Below are 17,341 nucleotides of genomic sequence, written 5' to 3'. Positions count from 1 at the left end.
GGTGAAGCGACTCTCCGCATTTAATAAAGTAGTTTTTGTTTTAAATGCCATAGCTGCATTGCTCCTGCTCGCAGCTTGTGCGGTGCCTTACATATCAAATGAAAAATTTTCATTCCTGTCTTTTTTGAGTTTAACGGTTCCTTTGTTGGTAGGAATGAACTTCTTCTCTTTACTGTTTTGGATGTTGAAAAGAAGAAGGCAATTGTGGCTTTCCCTTTTTGTATTGGTATTTGGATATTTTACGCTCGGCACCTTTCTTAAATTCAATTTTTGGGGAGAAGATTTGCAAGAGGAAGACCTGAGTATAATGAGTTATAATGTTAGGGGATTTAATAGATATAACCAATTGGATAACCCAAATGTATTTGAAGATGTCAAGAGCTTAATAGATAAAGAGCAGCCTGATATCATTTGTTTTCAAGAAGCAGGGTACACAAGAAAGAAGGAGTTTCTTGATGATTATCCATATCAGTATTTGGATTACATTTATATGGATGGAAAGGTTCTTTTAGGAATCTTTTCGAAATACCCAATTGTAAATCGGGATTTTGTTTGTTTTCCTGATAGCCCAAATAACGCTGCATATGCGGATATACTTTATAAAAAAGATACTATTCGAGTGTATAATGTACATCTCCAATCTTTGGGCATTACTCCGGGAAAAGGAATAATTCAAAACAAGCCCAAGGATAAGCTTTTTAAAATGCTTAACGAGAATTTCAAAATACAGCAACAACAAGCCAAAATGCTTGAAGCCGACATGAAAACAGTGAATTACAAACAGATACTTTGCGGTGATTTTAATAATACACAGTTCTCAAATGCATATAAAATTATCAAAGGTGATAAAGTAGATACTTTTATAGAAGAGGGTTCTGGTTACGGACGAACATTGAACTTTCATGGGATACCTGTTCGAATAGATTTTATTTTAGCCGACCCGGAGTTTGAAGTGAAAAGTCATAAGAATTACGACGAAGAGTACTCCGATCACTTTCCTATTATGGCGTCTTTTAAATTGAAATAATCCTTTATTTCAAACGTTGGTTGTAAATGAAGGGATATGGAATTGTTTTAGAAGCAGTTTTGATATTAGTACTTGTGGGTATACTTGAATATGGGGCATTTGTACTCATATCAAAATATTTTTCAAATGATTCTTCGTTTGAAATAGCTTTAAATTTGAATGCTCTCACGAGTATTCTAGGAAGTTTGATAGCAGTTTTCACTGGGCTATGGCTATGGAAGTTTAAAATTGAATGGGTTTCAAAACTACCATCAAAAAAGATAATTACCACAGCCTTACTTATTGTTATTCTCGAATTTTTAGTTAGTGATTTTTTTAATTTACGGATGTTTTTTGAGAGAATACAAGAAGGTAAAATTCTTTTTTTTGATTGGAGTATTTCGCAATTCAACGAGTTTGACTCCTATTTTTATTTCGCGAATGTAATCTTGATTGGTCCAATTTTGGAAGAACTTTTTTTTCGAGGGATTCTATTCAAGAAATTTAAGAGAGTTTTATCAGTATCAACGGCCATCGTACTTTCTAGTGCGTTGTTCTCCTTAGTCCATCTTAATTTTCAAGGTTTTGCCTACTATTTTATAGGTGGTTGTATTTTAGGCTATATGTATCACCGAACGAATTCCCTGATATTGGTAATGGGTTATCACGCTATATTTAATTTGTTGGCAATAGTTGTAAAACGAAGAGAATTTTATACTGATGACAATCAGTTTTTCGCAATTCTTATTTTCTTTTTTGTGTGTTTTGCAGGGCTTTATCTAGCATTGAAACGATTTCATTTACTTACCATCTCCCCAGAAGAAGATAGCAGTCCACTAGATCCGCCAGAATATGAATAAGCAAAGCAATTCCGAAGATTCTAGTCTTTTTGAAGAATAATAGTGCAACATATATTCCAATGGCCCAATACGTATGTAAAGGATGAAAATCAATGCTACAGCGATTTGGGTCAAAAATCGGACTCGCCAACAAATGATCTATATCGATTAAAATACCTGCAAGTAAAATAATGATTGCTGTCTCTCTATTTTCTTTGAAAAAGAGTAATCCTATTGCTATTGGAACAATGAAGTGAATTCCATAGTGGATAAAAAACCTAAACATTTAAAGGCTTTATATTCAGAGCTTTTAAGTAGGACAAGGCATTGGTACCTTCATTAAATAACAGATCTAGTACGCTCATATTTTCAATAAATCCGTGGCGGTCACCGAAAACCTGAACATATTCTGGCTGAACAAAATCTAGTCGCTTTTTCGCCTCCACCAAAAATCGGTCATCACTTACTGTTTTGGGGTTTAACTCAAATTTACCTGTCTTTAAATTGGGCATATTAATTTGAAGACAATTGCTAATGATTTCAATGGACTTTAAATTGTAATCTAGGAGGTAATCGTATTCTTTGGTATACAACGGGGCGATTTCATCTTCGTAAAACTCAAAATAAGGAGAGGTCCGATAAGCAGTTTGCAAAGCCCGCCAATGTTGACGTTGCCATTTATACTCGTTTTCTATTTTTACATCTTTGTATAACTGTCTACCTTGATTTTTTCCTACATGTTGTATGGGAATATTGAGCATCAATTTTCCGCGATCCGTACAGATATAGGCTCTATTCCGATAGGTCTGTTTTTGAAAATTATCCCATACTTCCCAACGCACTTCATTTTGAGCAATCACCGCGAAAGTTGCAATGTTCGGAATATAGGCAGGGTGTAAAAGATGAATCACGGAAAATTAACTTTTCTTCTGTTTCCGTTTCTTTCTAAAGAAGTCAAATGCAAACCATCCAGCTAAGGCAATCAAAAAGTATTTGAAATAGGAAACTGGTTCTCCAGTGCCATTTACGGTTGTGAAAATACGGTCCCAGCGCGGTTTCCACTTCCAAGGTTTGTTCATATTGCCTTTGGCATCGACAAAATTGTCAAAGCTCATCCATATAAAAATGGGAGTACCTACGATATGGTTTTCCGGCACATATCCCCACATTCGGCTATCTTCTGAACTATGGCGATTATCACCCATCATCCAATAATAGTCTTGTTTAAAGGTATAAGAACTGGCCACTTCACCGTTTAAAAGTACTTGATTTCCTTTTACGCTTAAGGTATTGTGTTCGTAATCTTTTATTATCTTTTTATACCAAGGCAAAGTACTTACAGTGAGTGGAATTGTAGCACCTCGCTTAGGTATATAGAATGGACCAAAATTATCCACAGTTCCCGCATGTGATCTATCATGAGGAAAAACCCGTGTATGGGGATTTTTCTCATTGAAACGTTCAATTGAAACAATGCCATTCTTTTTTACTAAACCTTTTACGTCTTCAGCCACCAAATTGACCAAGGCCATATTTGCGGCCGTTTTACTTTTCAGTATATCAATTGCTCTTTGATCACCAATCTGACCGGCGAAATAAACATATGATGAGTCTCTTCTAATTTCATTTAATTTTAGAGCTTGCACAATCTGTTTGGGTCTTTCTTCATCTAATACACTTACCGGTATTTGTGTAACTAGCCCACTTAAATTTTCCCTGCCAAGTATTCTGATGTAATTATTGATGTTTTTATCTACAGTAACTACGTGATTGTACATGGGCTTAGCTCGGTCGGGTAATTCTAGCTGTTTTCCATTTGCATATACGTAGCCATCAATAATCTGTAAAGAATCTCCAGGAAGACCTACACAACGCTTGACATAGTTTGATTTTTTATCGATGGGTTTTATTACTCCGGCCTCTCTTTTATGAAATTGGCGCACGGTATCCGCGGGCCAGCTAAAAACAACGATTTCTTTTCTTTTTATATCCTTGAATCCTGGTAATCGGAAGTATGGAATTTGTGGTTTTCTGATGTAAGAGGGCAATCCAACCAAGGGAAGCGTATCATGCACCATTGGAGCTGCAACAGCTGTCATAGGTGTTCTGGCCCCATAATGAAACTTGCTGACAAATAACAAATCCCCTATGCGCAAGGTGCGTTCTAAAGACCCAGTGGGAATTACATAAGGTTGAATAAAATAAGTGTGGACTAAGGTTGCGGCTACAATAGCAAAAACTATTGAACTTACCCATTCACCTGCAACACTTCTTGGGTGGAGACTTCTTTCCTTTACATGTTCAACATCTAGTTTATAATTGACATAGTAAATGTAAAAACCTAAGGTAAGAATGACCAACCAAGTTTCTGGTAAACTGGTGCGTCCAAAACTTCGAATGGTTTCCACCCATATAACGGGAAACATCAATAAATTGATAATGGGTATAAATAACAAAATCACCCACCACTTCGGACGATTGATGATTTGCATCAAAACGATAGCATTATAGACAGGAACAGCTGCTTCCCATGCCTTTCTTCCTGCTTTTACATAAAGTTTCCAAGTTCCTAAAAAGTGAATGACTTGAATAATAAGAATAAATATGAGCCATTGTGTTGTGTCCATCTTTGTTTGTTATTTATGTTGGATGGTTAATTTTTATAATCCTAAAACATCTTTCATTGAAAAAACTCCGGTTTTACCCACCAGCCATTCTGCCGCAATAACTGCTCCGTGGGCAAAGCCCTCTCGGTTATGGGCCGTATGTTTGATGTCAATCGTATCTACTTTGCTATTATAAACCACCGTATGTGTACCAGGTGTAACGCCTATTCTTTTGGAGGTAATGGGAATTTCTTTTTCCTTTCCTTCATCTAGCTTCCAATGTTCATAATTGGTATGCTCAATTACACCTTTAGCCAATGTAATGGCCGTTCCGCTAGGAGCATCCAATTTTTGAGTATGGTGTATTTCTTCCATTGAAACCTCATACTGTTCCAAGTTTTTCATCATTTTGGCGAGGTAGGAATTGAGTTCAAAAAAAACATTCACACCTAAACTAAAGTTGGAAGCGTATATGAAAGCCCCTCTTTTTTCGTTACATAAAGCGATAGCCTTATCATAGTTTTGAAGCCACCCTGTAGTTCCCGATATTATAGGAACATTATTTTCTATGCAGTTAGAAATATTTCCAAAAGCAGCATCTGGCATACTAAAATCTATGGCTACATCCATCGATGAGAAATCAATGTCAATAGTATCCACATCTACCTTTGCAACAATGGTATGACCTCGTTGTTGAGCAACTTGCTCAATCATTTTCCCCATTTTTCCGTAACCAAATAATGCAATTTTCATCTTTAAAACTTTACGATTAAAGCCATACCGTAATGCGGGTCGGTAGTTATGGGGTTTACTTCTAGGTAAGGTTGAAACTCCATATCCATACTTAAATCATCATCAATATTAAACTGTTTTAAATGGGCATCCACGTTGGCATCCACGACATTTAAAGCATATAAAACAATAGTAGCTAATAGCGCCAAATCACGGTCGTTCTGTCGGTCATTTTGCAGTCTTTCTAAACGTTGGTCATCAATTTCTGGGGTAGTTCTAGTAGTCACTTCCCCTGGTTCTAGTCTTAAGTCATAGAATTCATCATCAGTAAAGCCGGCCTTCCTTCTTTTAAATGCTGTGCGAAATGCATTGTATCTGTTATCGAAGTTTACGTATGCATAAGCGCCACCTCCAATAGCAGCCCAAACAATCGGAACTTTCCAGTAGCGTTTATTGTAAATCTGTCCTAAACCTGGTAAAACAGCGGAATAAAAACCAGCCTTCGCAGGTGCAAGCGGATTTAAACTTCGTCTTTTCGAGACCAGTGTATCAATTACAAAGCCTTCACCTTTCAAATCAGTTTTGAGAGAATCTACTGCGGGATTATCAATATCTTCTTCTTGCCCCCAACTTATGAATGCGGAAAGTACAAAAACAAAAGAAATAATGAATTGCCTACTTACCAAGGAGTAATTTTTTTATTCGTAAAAATTCTTCTTCTGATTGAAATGGGATGGTTATTTTTCCTTTTCCATTTTCCGAAGCTTGAATGACTACTTTTGAAGACAGATGATTGGTAATTTCATCTTTAGCAGTTTTTATAAATTCGGGAGTGGCTTTTTTTCCTAAAGGAGTAGAACTCAATCCTTCATGATGCGCTTTGACCAAACGCTCTGTATCTCGAACGGAAAGATTATTACCTACTATTTTTTCATAAATCGCAATCTGGTCTTCTTTGGTTTCCATGTTTACCAAAGCTCGCCCATGCCCCATGCTCACAAATCCATCACGGATTCCTGTTTGAATAATAGGGTCCAACTTGAGAAGGCGCATATAGTTTGCAATAGTGGAACGCTTCTTTCCAACACGGTCACTTAGTTTTTCTTGAGTCAACTGTATTTCGTCAATCAAACGTTGATAGGAAAGTGCAATTTCAATCGGGTCTAAATCTTGGCGCTGAATGTTTTCAACCAGGGCCATTTCTAAAGACTCTTGGTCATTCGCAATACGAATATATGCGGGAATGGTCTCTAAACCAACAAGTTTCGAAGCTCTATATCTTCTTTCCCCAGAAACCAATTGGAATTTATTGAAATCCAGTTTTCGAACTGTAATGGGTTGTATTACGCCTAGTTCACGAATGGAGGATGCTAATTCTTGTAAGGCTTCGTCATTAAAATGAGATCTCGGTTGAAACGGATTTACTTCTATAGAATCGATATCCAATTCAACGATATTCCCAACAACTTTATCAGCATTCTTGTCTGACGCAGATTGAATGTCATTTTCAGGGTCCTTCAATAATGCCGAGAGTCCCCGTCCTAAGGCTTGTTTTCTAGTTGCTTTCGCCATTTATACTACTTCCTTATTTTTCTTTACTACTTCATTTGCCAAATTCAAATAATTTGCGGCACCCTTGCTACTCGCGTCGTACTTGATAATACTTTCTCCATAACTAGGTGCTTCGCTTAGACGCACATTTCTTTGAATGACCGTTTCGAAAACCATGTCTTCAAAATGCTTTCGAACCTCTTCAACTACTTGGTTTGAAAGCCGTAATCTCGAATCGTACATGGTTAAGAGCATACCCTCAATATCTAAATCAGGATTATGGATTTTCTGGATGCTCTTTACAGTATTTAAAAGCTTCCCAAGACCTTCAAGTGCAAAATACTCACACTGAATGGGAATCATTACGGAATCAGCGGCGGTCAAAGCGTTCAAGGTCAAAAGACCAAGCGAAGGCGCACAATCTATAAGTATATAATCGTATTTGTTTTTTAAGTCTGTAATGGCCTTCTTCATCATGTATTCACGCTCATCTTTGTCGACCAGCTCAATCTCTATGGCAACTAAATCAATGTGCGAGGGAATCAAATCAACATTTGGTGATGATGTTTCTAGTATAGTTTCTTCAGCAGTTTTCGTATGCTCAAGTAACTGATACGTTCCCAGTTCGATACTATCTACATCTATGCCTAAGCCAGATGTAGCATTCGCCTGTGGATCTGCATCAATCAGCAGTACTTTCTTTTCGAGTACCCCTAACGCAGCAGCTAAATTTACGGTTGTTGTGGTTTTACCTACTCCTCCCTTCTGATTCGCAATTGCAATAATTTTGCCCATAGGTATGTTAAGTTAGCCCGTAAAAATACAATTATTTACGATGCTATTCGGCGAATTTTGTTAACAGAAAGTGAATAACTATCGTGTCTTGCGTTAAATTGAGTTAAAGTTTTGAGTCTGAGTAGGAGAAGGAGTTTAGTTGGCTTAAAATGAGGTGAGTATATCGATTTTTTAAACGGTTAATCGTTCTTTTTTTGTTTCAATTTTAAACTATCTTCATACTCAATAAGATAGATTTCTTCATTCTTTTTCTTCAAATAGTATTGTTCCCGTGCAAATTTCTCCAGTTCTTCCGGGTCGGACAGTTTTTCAATAATCTTCTTATCGCTTTCAATCTGCTCCTTCAGGTATTCCTTTTGCTTTTCAAGGTTGTCTATTTCGCGCTTGAGTTCCATATGAATGCGCAGGGAATTAGTGTCAAAAAAGACCATCCACACCACAAAAGCGGTAAGAATCAAAACGTAGATGCTACTAAAAATAGTAGCTATTTTGAACCATTTGCTTTTTTTGAAATCCTTCCAAGCCATAAATTATACTAATTTTTCATTGACAATACTTCTCACGATATCTACGGCAACTGTATTGTATTTATTGTTGGGAATAATAATATCTGCATACTCTTTGGAGGGTTCTATAAACTGGTCATGCATTGGTTTGAGAATGGTCTGATACTTTTCCAAAGTTTCATCTAAATCCCACCCACGTTCGTTGACGTCTCTTTTTAATCTCCGGATAAGTCGCTCGTCGGAATCGGCATGCACAAAGATTTTGATGTCACACATCTCTCGTATCTCGGGATTGGTTAGAATCAAAATACCCTCAACTATCAATACTTTGGTTGGATGTGTAGGAACAGTTTCTTCCTTACGATTACATTCTAGAAAAGAATACACCGGTTGTTGGATAGAGTGTCCATCTTTAAGAGCTTTTAGATGCTGTGCTAGTAATTTAAAATCTATGGAATTAGGATGGTCAAAATTGGTTTCTCGTCTTTCAGGAAGCGTTAAATGAGAAAGGTCATTGTAATAGGAGTCCTGAGAAATTACCCCAACTTCTTCATCGGGTAATTCATTGATAATCTGGTTGACAACGGTGGTTTTACCACAGCCGGTTCCTCCTGCAATTCCAATAACCAACATACCCTTTTAATTTGATGTAAAAATAGAAAACAAATATGATTAGAGGGCATTATCCATTATATCCTTTACAACTTCAGGATTTAGCAACGTACTTGTATCTCCTAAATTGGAAGTATCCTTACCCGCAATCTTTCTCAAAATACGCCTCATAATTTTACCACTACGCGTTTTAGGAAGTCCGGGCACAAACTGAATCTTATCCAGTTTGGCAATTGGTCCAATCTGTTCTGTAATTTGTTGGTTTATTTCTTTTCGAAGATTATCTCTATCTCTACTTTCTCCAGTCTCTTTGAGAATTACATAGCCATACAAAGCATTTCCTTTTACGTCATGGGGGAAACCGACAATAGCTGATTCTGCCACCGCAGGATGTTCGTTGATGGAATCTTCAATAGGTGCGGTTCCTAAGTTATGGCCAGAGACGATGATTACGTCATCTACTCTTCCCGTAATTCTGTAATAACCTACGGCGTCTCTAAGTGCACCATCACCAGTGAAATACATGTTTTTATAGGCTGAGAAATAGGTGTCTCGATATCGGTCATGGTTACCCCAAATAGTTCTCGCGATGGATGGCCAGGGGAATTTAATACATAAACGCCCATCCACTTGATTGCCTTTAATTTCTATGCCCTCTTCATCCATCAATGCGGGCTGAATTCCGATAAAAGGAAGGGTTGCATACGTCGGAGTAGTGGGTGTCACATATGGAATTGGAGTAATCATCATTCCACCCGTTTCCGTTTGCCACCATGTATCTATAATCGGACTTTTCTTCTTACCAATATTGTTATTATACCAATGCCAGGCTTCTTCATTAATTGGTTCCCCTACAGATCCTAAAACTTTTAAAGATGATAAATCATGTTTTTCTACAAAATCGAGATTCTCTTTTGCCAAGGCTCTTATGGCCGTTGGTGCGGTATAAAATTGACTGACTTTATGTTTTTCAATGATTTCCCAAAAACGCCCATAATCAGGGTAGGAAGGCACTCCCTCAAACATCACTGAAGTGGCTCCGTTGGCTAAAGGTCCGTAAACGATGTAAGAATGTCCAGTAATCCAACCGATATCCGCAGAACACCAGTAGACATCGTTTTCGGTGTATTGAAATGCATTTTTGAAAGTATAAGCAGTGTAAACCATATAACCGGCCGTTGTATGAACCATGCCCTTCGGTTTTCCGGTAGAACCTGAAGTATATAAAATGAAAAGCGGGTCTTCGGCATCCATGATTTCAGCATTGCAATCGGCGTAAGCACTATCGAGAAGTGGCTGTAACCATTTATCTCTTCCCTCTTTCATTTTAATATCGGAATTGATGCGTTTTGCGACCAGAACATTTTCAACACCAGGACAATCTTCCAAACCTTTATCTACAATTCCTTTTAAATCAATGGTTTTACTTCCACGATAAGATCCATCGGAACAAATCACCATTTTACAATCCGAATCATTGATTCTAGTGGAAAGAGCATTTGCAGAAAAGCCAGCGAAAACTACAGAATGAATAGCTCCGATTCGCGCACAAGCCAAAATTGAGACCGCCAATTCAGGAATCATGGGTAAATAAATGCAAACCCGGTCTCCTTTTTTAATTCCATGATCTGAAAGAACATTTGCCATGCGACAAACACGTTCATGTAATTGTTTATAGCTTATATGTTGGGCTTCTTCTTTTGGGTCATTGGGTTCAAAAAGAATTGCAGTTTTATCTCCTCGAGTAGGCAAATGACGGTCTAGACAATTTTCAGTGATGTTGAGCTTAGCCCCTTCAAACCATTTGATTTCAGGTTTGGTAAAATCCCATTCCAAAACCTTGTCCCACTTCTTTCGCCATACAAAATGCTCCTCAGCAATTTCTTCCCAAAATCCTTCGGGATTTCGGACTGATTTCCGATAGACTTGAAAATATTCTTCTAAATGTTTGATATGGTAATTACTCATCTTCTGCTTTCTTTCCTTTAAAAATAAATAAATAATTAATGCCCAGTAGCCGCTCCTGCACCACTTGGAATTCGAATATCCTCAACAATATCTTGAACATTTTGAGGTGGTGGAGGTGTAAACTGCATAACTACAATTGAGACTGCAAAATTTACAAGCATAGCCACGGTACCAAATCCTTCAGGGGAAATCCCAAACCACCAACTTTCTTTTAAGCCAGCTACTGCTGCTTTACCACCATCGAAAATTCCAAATTTGAATTTGAGCATATAAAAGAGCATCAGTAAAATACCGACGACCATACCTGCTATGGCGCCTTCTTTGTTCATTTTTTTGTAAAATATTCCTAGTACAATTGCAGGAAAGAATGATGCTGCCGCCAGTCCGAAGGCTAGGGCAACTACCGCTGCCACGAAGCCTGGTGGGTCAATACCGAAATAACCAGCGATAACTACAGCTACTGTTGCAGCACCTCTTGCCGCCCAAAGCTCTCCTTTTTCGGAGATCTCTGGTTTTAGTACCTTTTTAATTAAATCATGAGAAATGGATGAGGAAATAACCAGCAATAGTCCTGCGGCCGTTGAAAGCGCAGCAGCTAAACTTCCGGCAGCTACTAAGGCAATTACCCATGCTGGTAAATTAGCGATTTCAGGATTCGCCAACACCATTATATCTCTGTCCACCGTTAGTTCATTTAACTTGACATCAGCCACATATTGAATTTTTCCATCTCCGTTTTTATCATCGAATTTGATAAGTTCAGTTTTTTCCCAAGTTGAAAACCACTCTGGCATATCTGCATAGGGCTGGTCACTAACGGTATTAATCATGTTTGTTCTAGCAAATACTGCTACGGCAGGAGCTGTGGTATACAGTATGGCTATTAGCAGTAATGCCCAACCCGCCGATTTACGTGCGTCTTTAACTCTTTTTACTGTAAAGAAACGAACAATTACATGTGGCAAACCCGCGGTGCCGACCATCAGTGCCAATGTAATTGCGAATATATCGGTCATCGATTTTGAGCCGTCAGTGTATTCATTAAAACCAAGTTCTGTGGAGAGTCCGTCTAATTTATCTAATAGAAATGTTCCAGAACCATCATTTAACGTGGAACCCATACCGAGTTGAGGAATCGGGTTCCCCGTCATTTGGATGGAAATAAAAATTGCAGGGACCATAAAAGCAAAAATCAGGACACAATATTGTGCTACTTGGGTATAGGTGATGCCCTTCATACCTCCAAGCACAGCATAAAAGAGCACGATAATCATTCCTATGATTACGCCAGTATTGATGTCAACTTCTAAAAAGCGGGAAAACACTAGGCCTACGCCACGCATTTGTCCTGCAACATAGGTGAAAGAAACTAACAAGGCACAGATAACCGCGACGATTCTTGCCGTGTTTGAATAATATCTATCTCCTATAAAATCAGGGACTGTGAACTTCCCGAATTTTCGCAAGTAGGGGGCTAGCAGAAGTGCTAGTAGTACATATCCACCAGTCCATCCCATTAAATAAACGGAACCGTCATAGCCGGCAAAGGCGATAATACCAGCCATCGAAATAAAAGACGCTGCTGACATCCAATCTGCTGCGGTTGCCATTCCGTTTGCGAGCGGAGAAACGCCACCTCCAGCAACATAGAATTCTTTTGTAGAACCCGCCCTTGACCAAATGGCAATGCCTATGTAAAGGGCAAAGGTGATTCCGACTAAAATATAGGTCCAAGTTTGAACACTCATAGGGTTGGTTGTTAGTTGATAGTATATGGTTTTTTAGTTAGTCTTAAGTCTTACTTCACTCATCGTAACCGTATTTCTTATCGAGCTTGTTCATCAATCTTACATAAACAAATATTAAAATAACAAATACGTATATGGAACCCTGTTGGGCAAACCAAAAACCAAGTTTAAAACCTCCTATTTGAATCGAATCCAAGGCTTCTTTAAAAAGAATTCCGGCTCCGTAAGAAACCGCAAACCAAATGCCTAGAAGAATGAAAAGGTATCTAACATTTTCTTTCCAATAGGCACTTGCTTTTTGTTGTTTGTCATTCATAGTTGGTTGTTTTTACAATAATTTTCTAAGATAACGATTTCCCTTAATCTTTAAGCCGGCAAATAGAGTACCCCACTTGAAGAATCTCTTTTGGCTCCTGTAACTGATTTCAAAACATTGATTTCTTTCTCCATTCGTAGCACTCCCATCAAAGCAAAAACTACTGCCTCTTTAAATTCAATAAGTTCTTTTTCAGGGACGACTACTTTCGTGCTTTTTCCAAGTTTTTCTTGGAGAGTTTCAATCAAAAAATCATTCAATGCACCACCACCTGTAACAAATAGGGAACTTTCTTCTTTTGTGCTATTCAGTTTTACTTGTTGCGCAACTTTTTCACAAATGTGATGAATAGAGGTATGCAATAGATTTTCTATGGAATCATCGGTGATGTCAACAATAGGAACCACCTCTTCCACAAACCATTCATACCCAATGGACTTCGGGTGTGGCAGTAAATAGTATTTCAATCCATTTAATCTATCTAGCATATTTTGATTTACCTTTCCGGAAGCAGCAAGTTCGCCCCCTTTGTCATAGGCTAAATCGATTTTTCTGGTGATGTAGTTCAGAATCATATTCGCCAAACCAATATCATAAGCAATCCGCTTTCCTTTTTGTTCTAATGATATATTACTGATTCCCCCCAAATTCAAACAAAGTTCATATGCTCCAAAAAACAGTTGGTCCCCAATGGGAACCAAAGGCGCACCCTGACCACCCAGTGCAACATCGTTTGTTCTAAAATCGCAAACAACTTTGCATCCACTTTCATTTGCCAAATGCTGTCCTGAACCGATTTGGAAAGTAAGTCCGTTTTTGGGCTGATGATGCGTTGTGTGTCCGTGACTAGCAATAAAGTCGACTTCAAGTTTTATATCGGAAATAAATTGTTTTGCTTGCTGTCCTAACCATGTGCCATAAGTATTATGGAACTGAAGCAATTCATCTGCCTTTAAGTAAATAGAATCTTTAAGTTCCGATTGCATATCATCAGAATAGGAGATGCTTTTAGTTTCTTTTATTTCAAAAGACCATTTGTCCAAATCTTTTGTGATATGACAATAGCATAAATCAAGTCCATCTAATGATGTGCCTGACATTAATCCTAAAACTTTAAATTGTTTCATGACTTTAAAGTTAATATGTAAATGACGCTTAAAGGAATCTTTTCAGAATCTCTTACTTCTATCTTCTCTTTTAAATCCAACTCACTCTTGTAAAATTCTGTCATCCAGTCCTCAAAAGTTCTTGCATACCATTTATGTCCATTCTTAAAATCACCCGATAATCCTTTCCAAGAATCTGAAATCCATTGGCTCTTTTGAGGTAGCCCTTGCTGTTTCAAAAAGTAGGGGTGTAAGGTTTGTATGAGGATATGACCATTTTTGTAAATTACTTTTTTAATACCTTTGAATAACCCCACCAGACCATCTTTTTGATACAAACAAAAATTGAAAACTACAGTATCAAAGGGACTTTCAGGAATTTGAACTTCGCTAATTACGTCTTCGTAACTCATTAGGTGGAATGTCTCAGAACCCTTTAATCTTGCATTTTCAATAAGCCTGGAGGTAGCATCAATACCAACACAGTTTTTTCCGATTTCAGTCATGCTTCTAGTAAGCCATCCTTCGCCGCAACCACAATCAAGAATATTGTTTGCGTCCAATTCCGAAATTGCAGCTACAATAGCTTTATCGGTAATTTCTCTAGAAGAGATTTTTCTTTCTTCCAAATTCTTAATCCACTCATCAGCGTTTTCATTCCAAGATTTTAGAATTTCTTGTTCCATTTAATTTGCATTCATATTTACCGATACGGGTAATTTTCCTTTTGCTTTCAATTTTCCTAAAAAATGTTCCGTAGCCACATCTTGAAATTCAGTAAAGTTTTGATAAACTGCGACCACCGCTTTGGCATTTTGAATATTCAAATGATTCAAAACATAAGGATTTCCAAAAAGATACAAAACCACACTTTTAGTCCGAATAAGAGCATTTACAAAATCGATTTCTTGCTGAAGTAAGCCAAAGATATTTGCAGGTTTTACCTGAGGAGGAGTTAGTAAAATCAAAATATCCTTCTCTTTTTCGACTTCAGATTTCATTTCCTTCAGTCTGTCTAGAATCTCCTCTGGTTCACTGTCTCGCATCGACCGTTTGATAGTCAAAGTGCAAAAGTCAGTACTTCTAAAAGTGGCAATATCGGTATCGCTTCCTTTCAATAAAGTCAAACTATTTTCGGCTAGCCTTCGATTTAGTTCATTAGGATTTTCAAGATTTGTATTTGATTCTTGAGTTTGTATTTGAAAAGATCTTTCCTTCAATTTCCAAACTCGCTGAAAACTTTCTTCAATTCGTTCCTCAAATGCATTTTTGAGTATTGTTTCAATTCCTTGTGGAATATGTTCTGCAAAACACAACACATCATTGCCTGCTTCAAATGCCAACCATTCCAATTCTCCTTTATTTGGATAGTTTTTAGAAACTGCATGCATGTTCAAGGCATCGGAAATAACCACTCCGTTGAAACCCATTTCATTTCTAAGAAGACCTTTAATAATGTCTTTGGATATGCTTGTGGATATCTTTTGCCCATTGGCTAGCGTGGGAACTGATAAATGTCCGACCATTACGGAATCAATACCTTCTCCAATCAGTTTTTGGAAAGGATACAACTCATTTGCGACCAACTCATCTTTGGATTTCTCAATTAAGGGGAGGCCCAAATGTGAATCTGTCGCAGTGTCACCATGGCCAGGGAAATGTTTGATACTTGTTAAAATACCTTCACTCTGCGTTCCTTTAATAAAAGCTAAAGCTTTTTCGGTCACATTGATTTTGTCTTCCCCAAAGGAACGATATCCGATTACCGGATTATCTGGATTGTTATTAATATCAATACATGGTGCTAAATTCCAATGAATACCTGCAGCTTTGCAGTCTTTTGCAATATTTCGGCCTACATCAAAAACGAGTCCTACATTTTTTTGAATCGCTCCCAAGGTTATATTATAAGGGTATTGTGGGGTGTTTTCAATTCGCATCGCAAGTCCCCATTCAGCATCAATCGCTATTAATAGAGGATATTTTGAAACACTTTGGTAGCGTTTGATAAGTGCTTTAAGAGTCTCGAAACTTTCAGCATTATAAACTACCTCTTTCTTACCTTCATAGTTCGTTGCTGCACTTGCACGACTGTGAAAAAAACAAAGTGATCCAATAGCATTTTCTTGGATTAGTTTTTCTAGTTTTTGAATTTCTTCTTCCGTATCGTTAATAAATGCTGCAGGCATAAATAGCTGGCCTACTTTTTCCGATAAGCTGAATTCAGATTTGGCGACTTCGTAATTTGGTATTTTCTTCATTTTAAGCTTTTGCTTTTCCAAAATCAGCAGGGTATTTGATATATCTTAAAATGAAAAATGCTGGAAGCGCAGCAACTACCACCCAAATAAAGAAGCCATCATAGCCCAACCATTCTTGCATAAAACCGCTTATGAGACCTGGTAACATCATTCCCAAGGCCATAAAACCAGTGGCCAATGCGTAGTGAGAGGTCTTTGAGTTTCCTTCCGCGATATAAATTAAATACACCATGAAACCGGCAATTCCGAATCCATATCCGAACTGCTCTACGATTACAGTACCCGTTACAGCCCATGCTTCGGTTGTTGCTGTAATTGCTAGCAAGGCGTAAAGCGCATTTGGAGCGTTCAGGGATATTAGCATTGGTAGCATCCATTTTTTTAAGCCCTGTTTCGAGATTAAGATGCCTCCTAAAATGCCGCCTATGGTCAAAAAGATAACTCCAATTGTTCCGTAAATTGTTCCAACCTCAGATGTGCTATATCCTAGCCCACCAACTGCTGTAGAGTCTAGCAGAAAAGGCGAGGCCATTTTTACCAACTGTGATTCGCCAAGCCTAAAGAATAGAATGAAAGCTATCGCCAGACCCATTCCTGGTTTTTTAAAGAAAGAAACAAAAACCTCCAAAAAACCTTTGGGTTTTTCTAGTTCTATGGCTTCAGAACTTTCGAATTTTGGTGTGACAAAAAGGTTAGATAAGGTCATGAGCAACATCAGAGAACCTGCACATATCATCGTATAGGACCACGCTTTAGTATTGTCACCATATTTATTTTCGAGAAAGCCCGCCAATATTACCAAAAGTCCTTGCCCTGTTACATTAGCTAGTTTATAGAATACGCTTCGCATTCCCACAAAAAAGGATTGCTTGTCTTCCGTTAGCCCAATCATGTAGTATCCATCAGTGGCGATATCATTTGTAGCCGATGCGAAAGCGACCATCCAGAAGCAAGCTAAACTGGTAACAAAGAAAATATTCGTCGGTAAGGTGAGACCAATGGCTAAAAGCGCCGCGGAAGCGAGCAATTGCATCCATAAAAACCAATTTCTTTTTGTGCTTTTTAGGTCTACAAAAGGACTCCACAAAGGTTTAATTACCCAAGGGATATACAAAAAACTGGTGTATAAGCCAATGTCAGAGTTACTCACTCCTAACTTTTTGTACATGATTACCGATACTGTAACTACGAGTGCGTAGGGGAGGCCCTGAGCGAAGTACATGGTTGGTACCCATGCCCATGCCCATTTGTTTTTTTGAATCATAGTTTTAAGAATCAGTATTAAAAAATAATAA

Annotated in this window: 18 protein-coding genes; 2 read left to right on the top strand and 16 right to left on the bottom strand. The window is 37.9% G+C overall.

Annotation, left to right across the window (positions count from 1 at the left end):
- The first annotated feature begins 1 nt into the window (after window position 1).
- Window positions 2-1,027 carry an endonuclease/exonuclease/phosphatase family protein gene (locus tag FEE95_RS18330; protein WP_138659475.1) on the top strand — a complete coding sequence of 342 codons (1,026 nt, stop codon included), beginning with the start codon at window positions 2-4 and terminating at the stop codon, window positions 1,025-1,027.
- Between the two features lie 26 nt (window positions 1,028-1,053).
- The gene (locus FEE95_RS18325; protein WP_138659474.1) at window positions 1,054-1,866 is read left to right on the top strand and encodes a CPBP family intramembrane glutamic endopeptidase; all 813 of its coding nucleotides are present in this window, start codon (window positions 1,054-1,056) and stop codon (window positions 1,864-1,866) included.
- On the opposite strand, the gene FEE95_RS18320 is transcribed toward FEE95_RS18325, so the two are convergent.
- The 16 genes from FEE95_RS18320 to FEE95_RS18245 all read right to left on the bottom strand — a co-directional run bounded on the left by FEE95_RS18320 (window position 1,811) and on the right by FEE95_RS18245 (window position 17,310).
- Window positions 1,811-2,131: a DUF6122 family protein gene (locus FEE95_RS18320; protein ID WP_138659473.1), complete on the bottom strand. Its 321-nt coding sequence runs from the start codon at window positions 2,129-2,131 to the stop codon at window positions 1,811-1,813. The two genes, FEE95_RS18325 and FEE95_RS18320, sit on opposite strands and share 56 nt — an antisense overlap.
- The gene (locus tag FEE95_RS18315) at window positions 2,124-2,756 is read right to left on the bottom strand and encodes a WbqC family protein (RefSeq protein WP_138659472.1); all 633 of its coding nucleotides are present in this window, start codon (window positions 2,754-2,756) and stop codon (window positions 2,124-2,126) included. Before FEE95_RS18315 ends, FEE95_RS18320 begins: the two co-directional genes overlap by 8 nt.
- A gap of 6 nt (window positions 2,757-2,762) precedes the next feature.
- Window positions 2,763-4,472 (bottom strand): signal peptidase I, encoded by a 1,710-nt coding sequence (gene lepB / locus FEE95_RS18310; protein ID WP_138659471.1) that lies wholly within the window; start codon window positions 4,470-4,472, stop codon window positions 2,763-2,765.
- A gap of 33 nt (window positions 4,473-4,505) precedes the next feature.
- Window positions 4,506-5,204 carry a 4-hydroxy-tetrahydrodipicolinate reductase gene (gene dapB, locus FEE95_RS18305; protein WP_138659470.1) on the bottom strand — a complete coding sequence of 233 codons (699 nt, stop codon included), beginning with the start codon at window positions 5,202-5,204 and terminating at the stop codon, window positions 4,506-4,508.
- Window positions 5,205-5,206: 2 nt separating this feature from the next.
- Window positions 5,207-5,869, bottom strand: a complete 663-nt coding sequence (locus FEE95_RS18300; protein ID WP_171037085.1) for a DUF5683 domain-containing protein — start codon at window positions 5,867-5,869, stop codon at window positions 5,207-5,209.
- Entirely contained in the window at window positions 5,859-6,755 is an 897-nt protein-coding gene (locus tag FEE95_RS18295; protein ID WP_138659469.1) for a ParB/RepB/Spo0J family partition protein, read from the bottom strand. Before FEE95_RS18295 ends, FEE95_RS18300 begins: the two co-directional genes overlap by 11 nt.
- Window positions 6,756-7,529, bottom strand: coding sequence for a ParA family protein (locus FEE95_RS18290; protein ID WP_138659468.1), 774 nt, complete (start codon window positions 7,527-7,529; stop codon window positions 6,756-6,758).
- Window positions 7,530-7,708: 179 nt separating this feature from the next.
- Window positions 7,709-8,056 carry an FtsB family cell division protein gene (locus FEE95_RS18285; protein WP_138659467.1) on the bottom strand — a complete coding sequence of 116 codons (348 nt, stop codon included), beginning with the start codon at window positions 8,054-8,056 and terminating at the stop codon, window positions 7,709-7,711.
- A 3-nt stretch (window positions 8,057-8,059) separates the two neighbouring features.
- On the bottom strand, window positions 8,060-8,668 hold the full coding sequence (gene udk / locus FEE95_RS18280) for a uridine kinase (RefSeq protein ID WP_138659466.1): 609 nt from the start codon (window positions 8,666-8,668) through the stop codon (window positions 8,060-8,062).
- Window positions 8,669-8,707: 39 nt separating this feature from the next.
- Window positions 8,708-10,615 carry an acetate--CoA ligase gene (gene acs, locus FEE95_RS18275; RefSeq protein ID WP_138659465.1) on the bottom strand — a complete coding sequence of 636 codons (1,908 nt, stop codon included), beginning with the start codon at window positions 10,613-10,615 and terminating at the stop codon, window positions 8,708-8,710.
- Window positions 10,616-10,650: 35 nt separating this feature from the next.
- Window positions 10,651-12,363: a sodium:solute symporter family protein gene (locus tag FEE95_RS18270; RefSeq protein WP_138659464.1), complete on the bottom strand. Its 1,713-nt coding sequence runs from the start codon at window positions 12,361-12,363 to the stop codon at window positions 10,651-10,653.
- Between the two features lie 55 nt (window positions 12,364-12,418).
- Window positions 12,419-12,679: a DUF4212 domain-containing protein gene (locus FEE95_RS18265; protein WP_138659463.1), complete on the bottom strand. Its 261-nt coding sequence runs from the start codon at window positions 12,677-12,679 to the stop codon at window positions 12,419-12,421.
- Between the two features lie 50 nt (window positions 12,680-12,729).
- On the bottom strand, window positions 12,730-13,806 hold the full coding sequence (locus FEE95_RS18260) for an anhydro-N-acetylmuramic acid kinase (protein WP_138659462.1): 1,077 nt from the start codon (window positions 13,804-13,806) through the stop codon (window positions 12,730-12,732).
- Complete coding sequence (locus FEE95_RS18255; protein WP_138659461.1) at window positions 13,803-14,471, bottom strand: class I SAM-dependent methyltransferase; 669 nt, start codon at window positions 14,469-14,471, stop codon at window positions 13,803-13,805. Before FEE95_RS18255 ends, FEE95_RS18260 begins: the two co-directional genes overlap by 4 nt.
- Window positions 14,472-16,046, bottom strand: a complete 1,575-nt coding sequence (locus FEE95_RS18250; protein WP_138659460.1) for a glycoside hydrolase family 3 protein — start codon at window positions 16,044-16,046, stop codon at window positions 14,472-14,474. It lies immediately after the preceding gene.
- 1 nt (window position 16,047) lies between these two features.
- Window positions 16,048-17,310 carry an MFS transporter gene (locus FEE95_RS18245; RefSeq protein WP_138659459.1) on the bottom strand — a complete coding sequence of 421 codons (1,263 nt, stop codon included), beginning with the start codon at window positions 17,308-17,310 and terminating at the stop codon, window positions 16,048-16,050.
- Between the last annotated feature and the right edge of the window lie 31 nt (window positions 17,311-17,341).

The sequence above is a fragment of the Maribacter algarum (ex Zhang et al. 2020) genome (assembly GCF_005885635.1).
GTDB classification, from domain to species: Bacteria; Bacteroidota; Bacteroidia; order Flavobacteriales; family Flavobacteriaceae; genus Maribacter_C; species Maribacter_C algarum.
This window is presented reverse-complemented; position numbering and strand designations above follow the sequence as displayed.

What these genes read in the sequence shown, in the direction of transcription:
- FEE95_RS18325 (WP_138659474.1), top strand. Translation starts at nt 1,054, where the DNA reads ATGAAGGGATATGGAATTGTTTTAGAAGCAGTTTTGATATTAGTACTT.
- FEE95_RS18320 (WP_138659473.1), bottom strand. Translation starts at nt 2,131, where the DNA reads ATGTTTAGGTTTTTTATCCACTATGGAATTCACTTCATTGTTCCAATA.
- FEE95_RS18285 (WP_138659467.1), bottom strand. Translation starts at nt 8,056, where the DNA reads ATGGCTTGGAAGGATTTCAAAAAAAGCAAATGGTTCAAAATAGCTACT.
- FEE95_RS18260 (WP_138659462.1), bottom strand. Translation starts at nt 13,806, where the DNA reads ATGAAACAATTTAAAGTTTTAGGATTAATGTCAGGCACATCATTAGAT.
- FEE95_RS18250 (WP_138659460.1), bottom strand. Translation starts at nt 16,046, where the DNA reads ATGAAGAAAATACCAAATTACGAAGTCGCCAAATCTGAATTCAGCTTA.
- dapB (WP_138659470.1), bottom strand. Translation starts at nt 5,204, where the DNA reads ATGAAAATTGCATTATTTGGTTACGGAAAAATGGGGAAAATGATTGAG.
- FEE95_RS18295 (WP_138659469.1), bottom strand. Translation starts at nt 6,755, where the DNA reads ATGGCGAAAGCAACTAGAAAACAAGCCTTAGGACGGGGACTCTCGGCA.
- FEE95_RS18290 (WP_138659468.1), bottom strand. Translation starts at nt 7,529, where the DNA reads ATGGGCAAAATTATTGCAATTGCGAATCAGAAGGGAGGAGTAGGTAAA.
- udk (WP_138659466.1), bottom strand. Translation starts at nt 8,668, where the DNA reads ATGTTGGTTATTGGAATTGCAGGAGGAACCGGCTGTGGTAAAACCACC.
- FEE95_RS18245 (WP_138659459.1), bottom strand. Translation starts at nt 17,310, where the DNA reads ATGATTCAAAAAAACAAATGGGCATGGGCATGGGTACCAACCATGTAC.
- FEE95_RS18255 (WP_138659461.1), bottom strand. Translation starts at nt 14,471, where the DNA reads ATGGAACAAGAAATTCTAAAATCTTGGAATGAAAACGCTGATGAGTGG.
- FEE95_RS18265 (WP_138659463.1), bottom strand. Translation starts at nt 12,679, where the DNA reads ATGAATGACAAACAACAAAAAGCAAGTGCCTATTGGAAAGAAAATGTT.
- acs (WP_138659465.1), bottom strand. Translation starts at nt 10,615, where the DNA reads ATGAGTAATTACCATATCAAACATTTAGAAGAATATTTTCAAGTCTAT.
- FEE95_RS18270 (WP_138659464.1), bottom strand. Translation starts at nt 12,363, where the DNA reads ATGAGTGTTCAAACTTGGACCTATATTTTAGTCGGAATCACCTTTGCC.
- lepB (WP_138659471.1), bottom strand. Translation starts at nt 4,472, where the DNA reads ATGGACACAACACAATGGCTCATATTTATTCTTATTATTCAAGTCATT.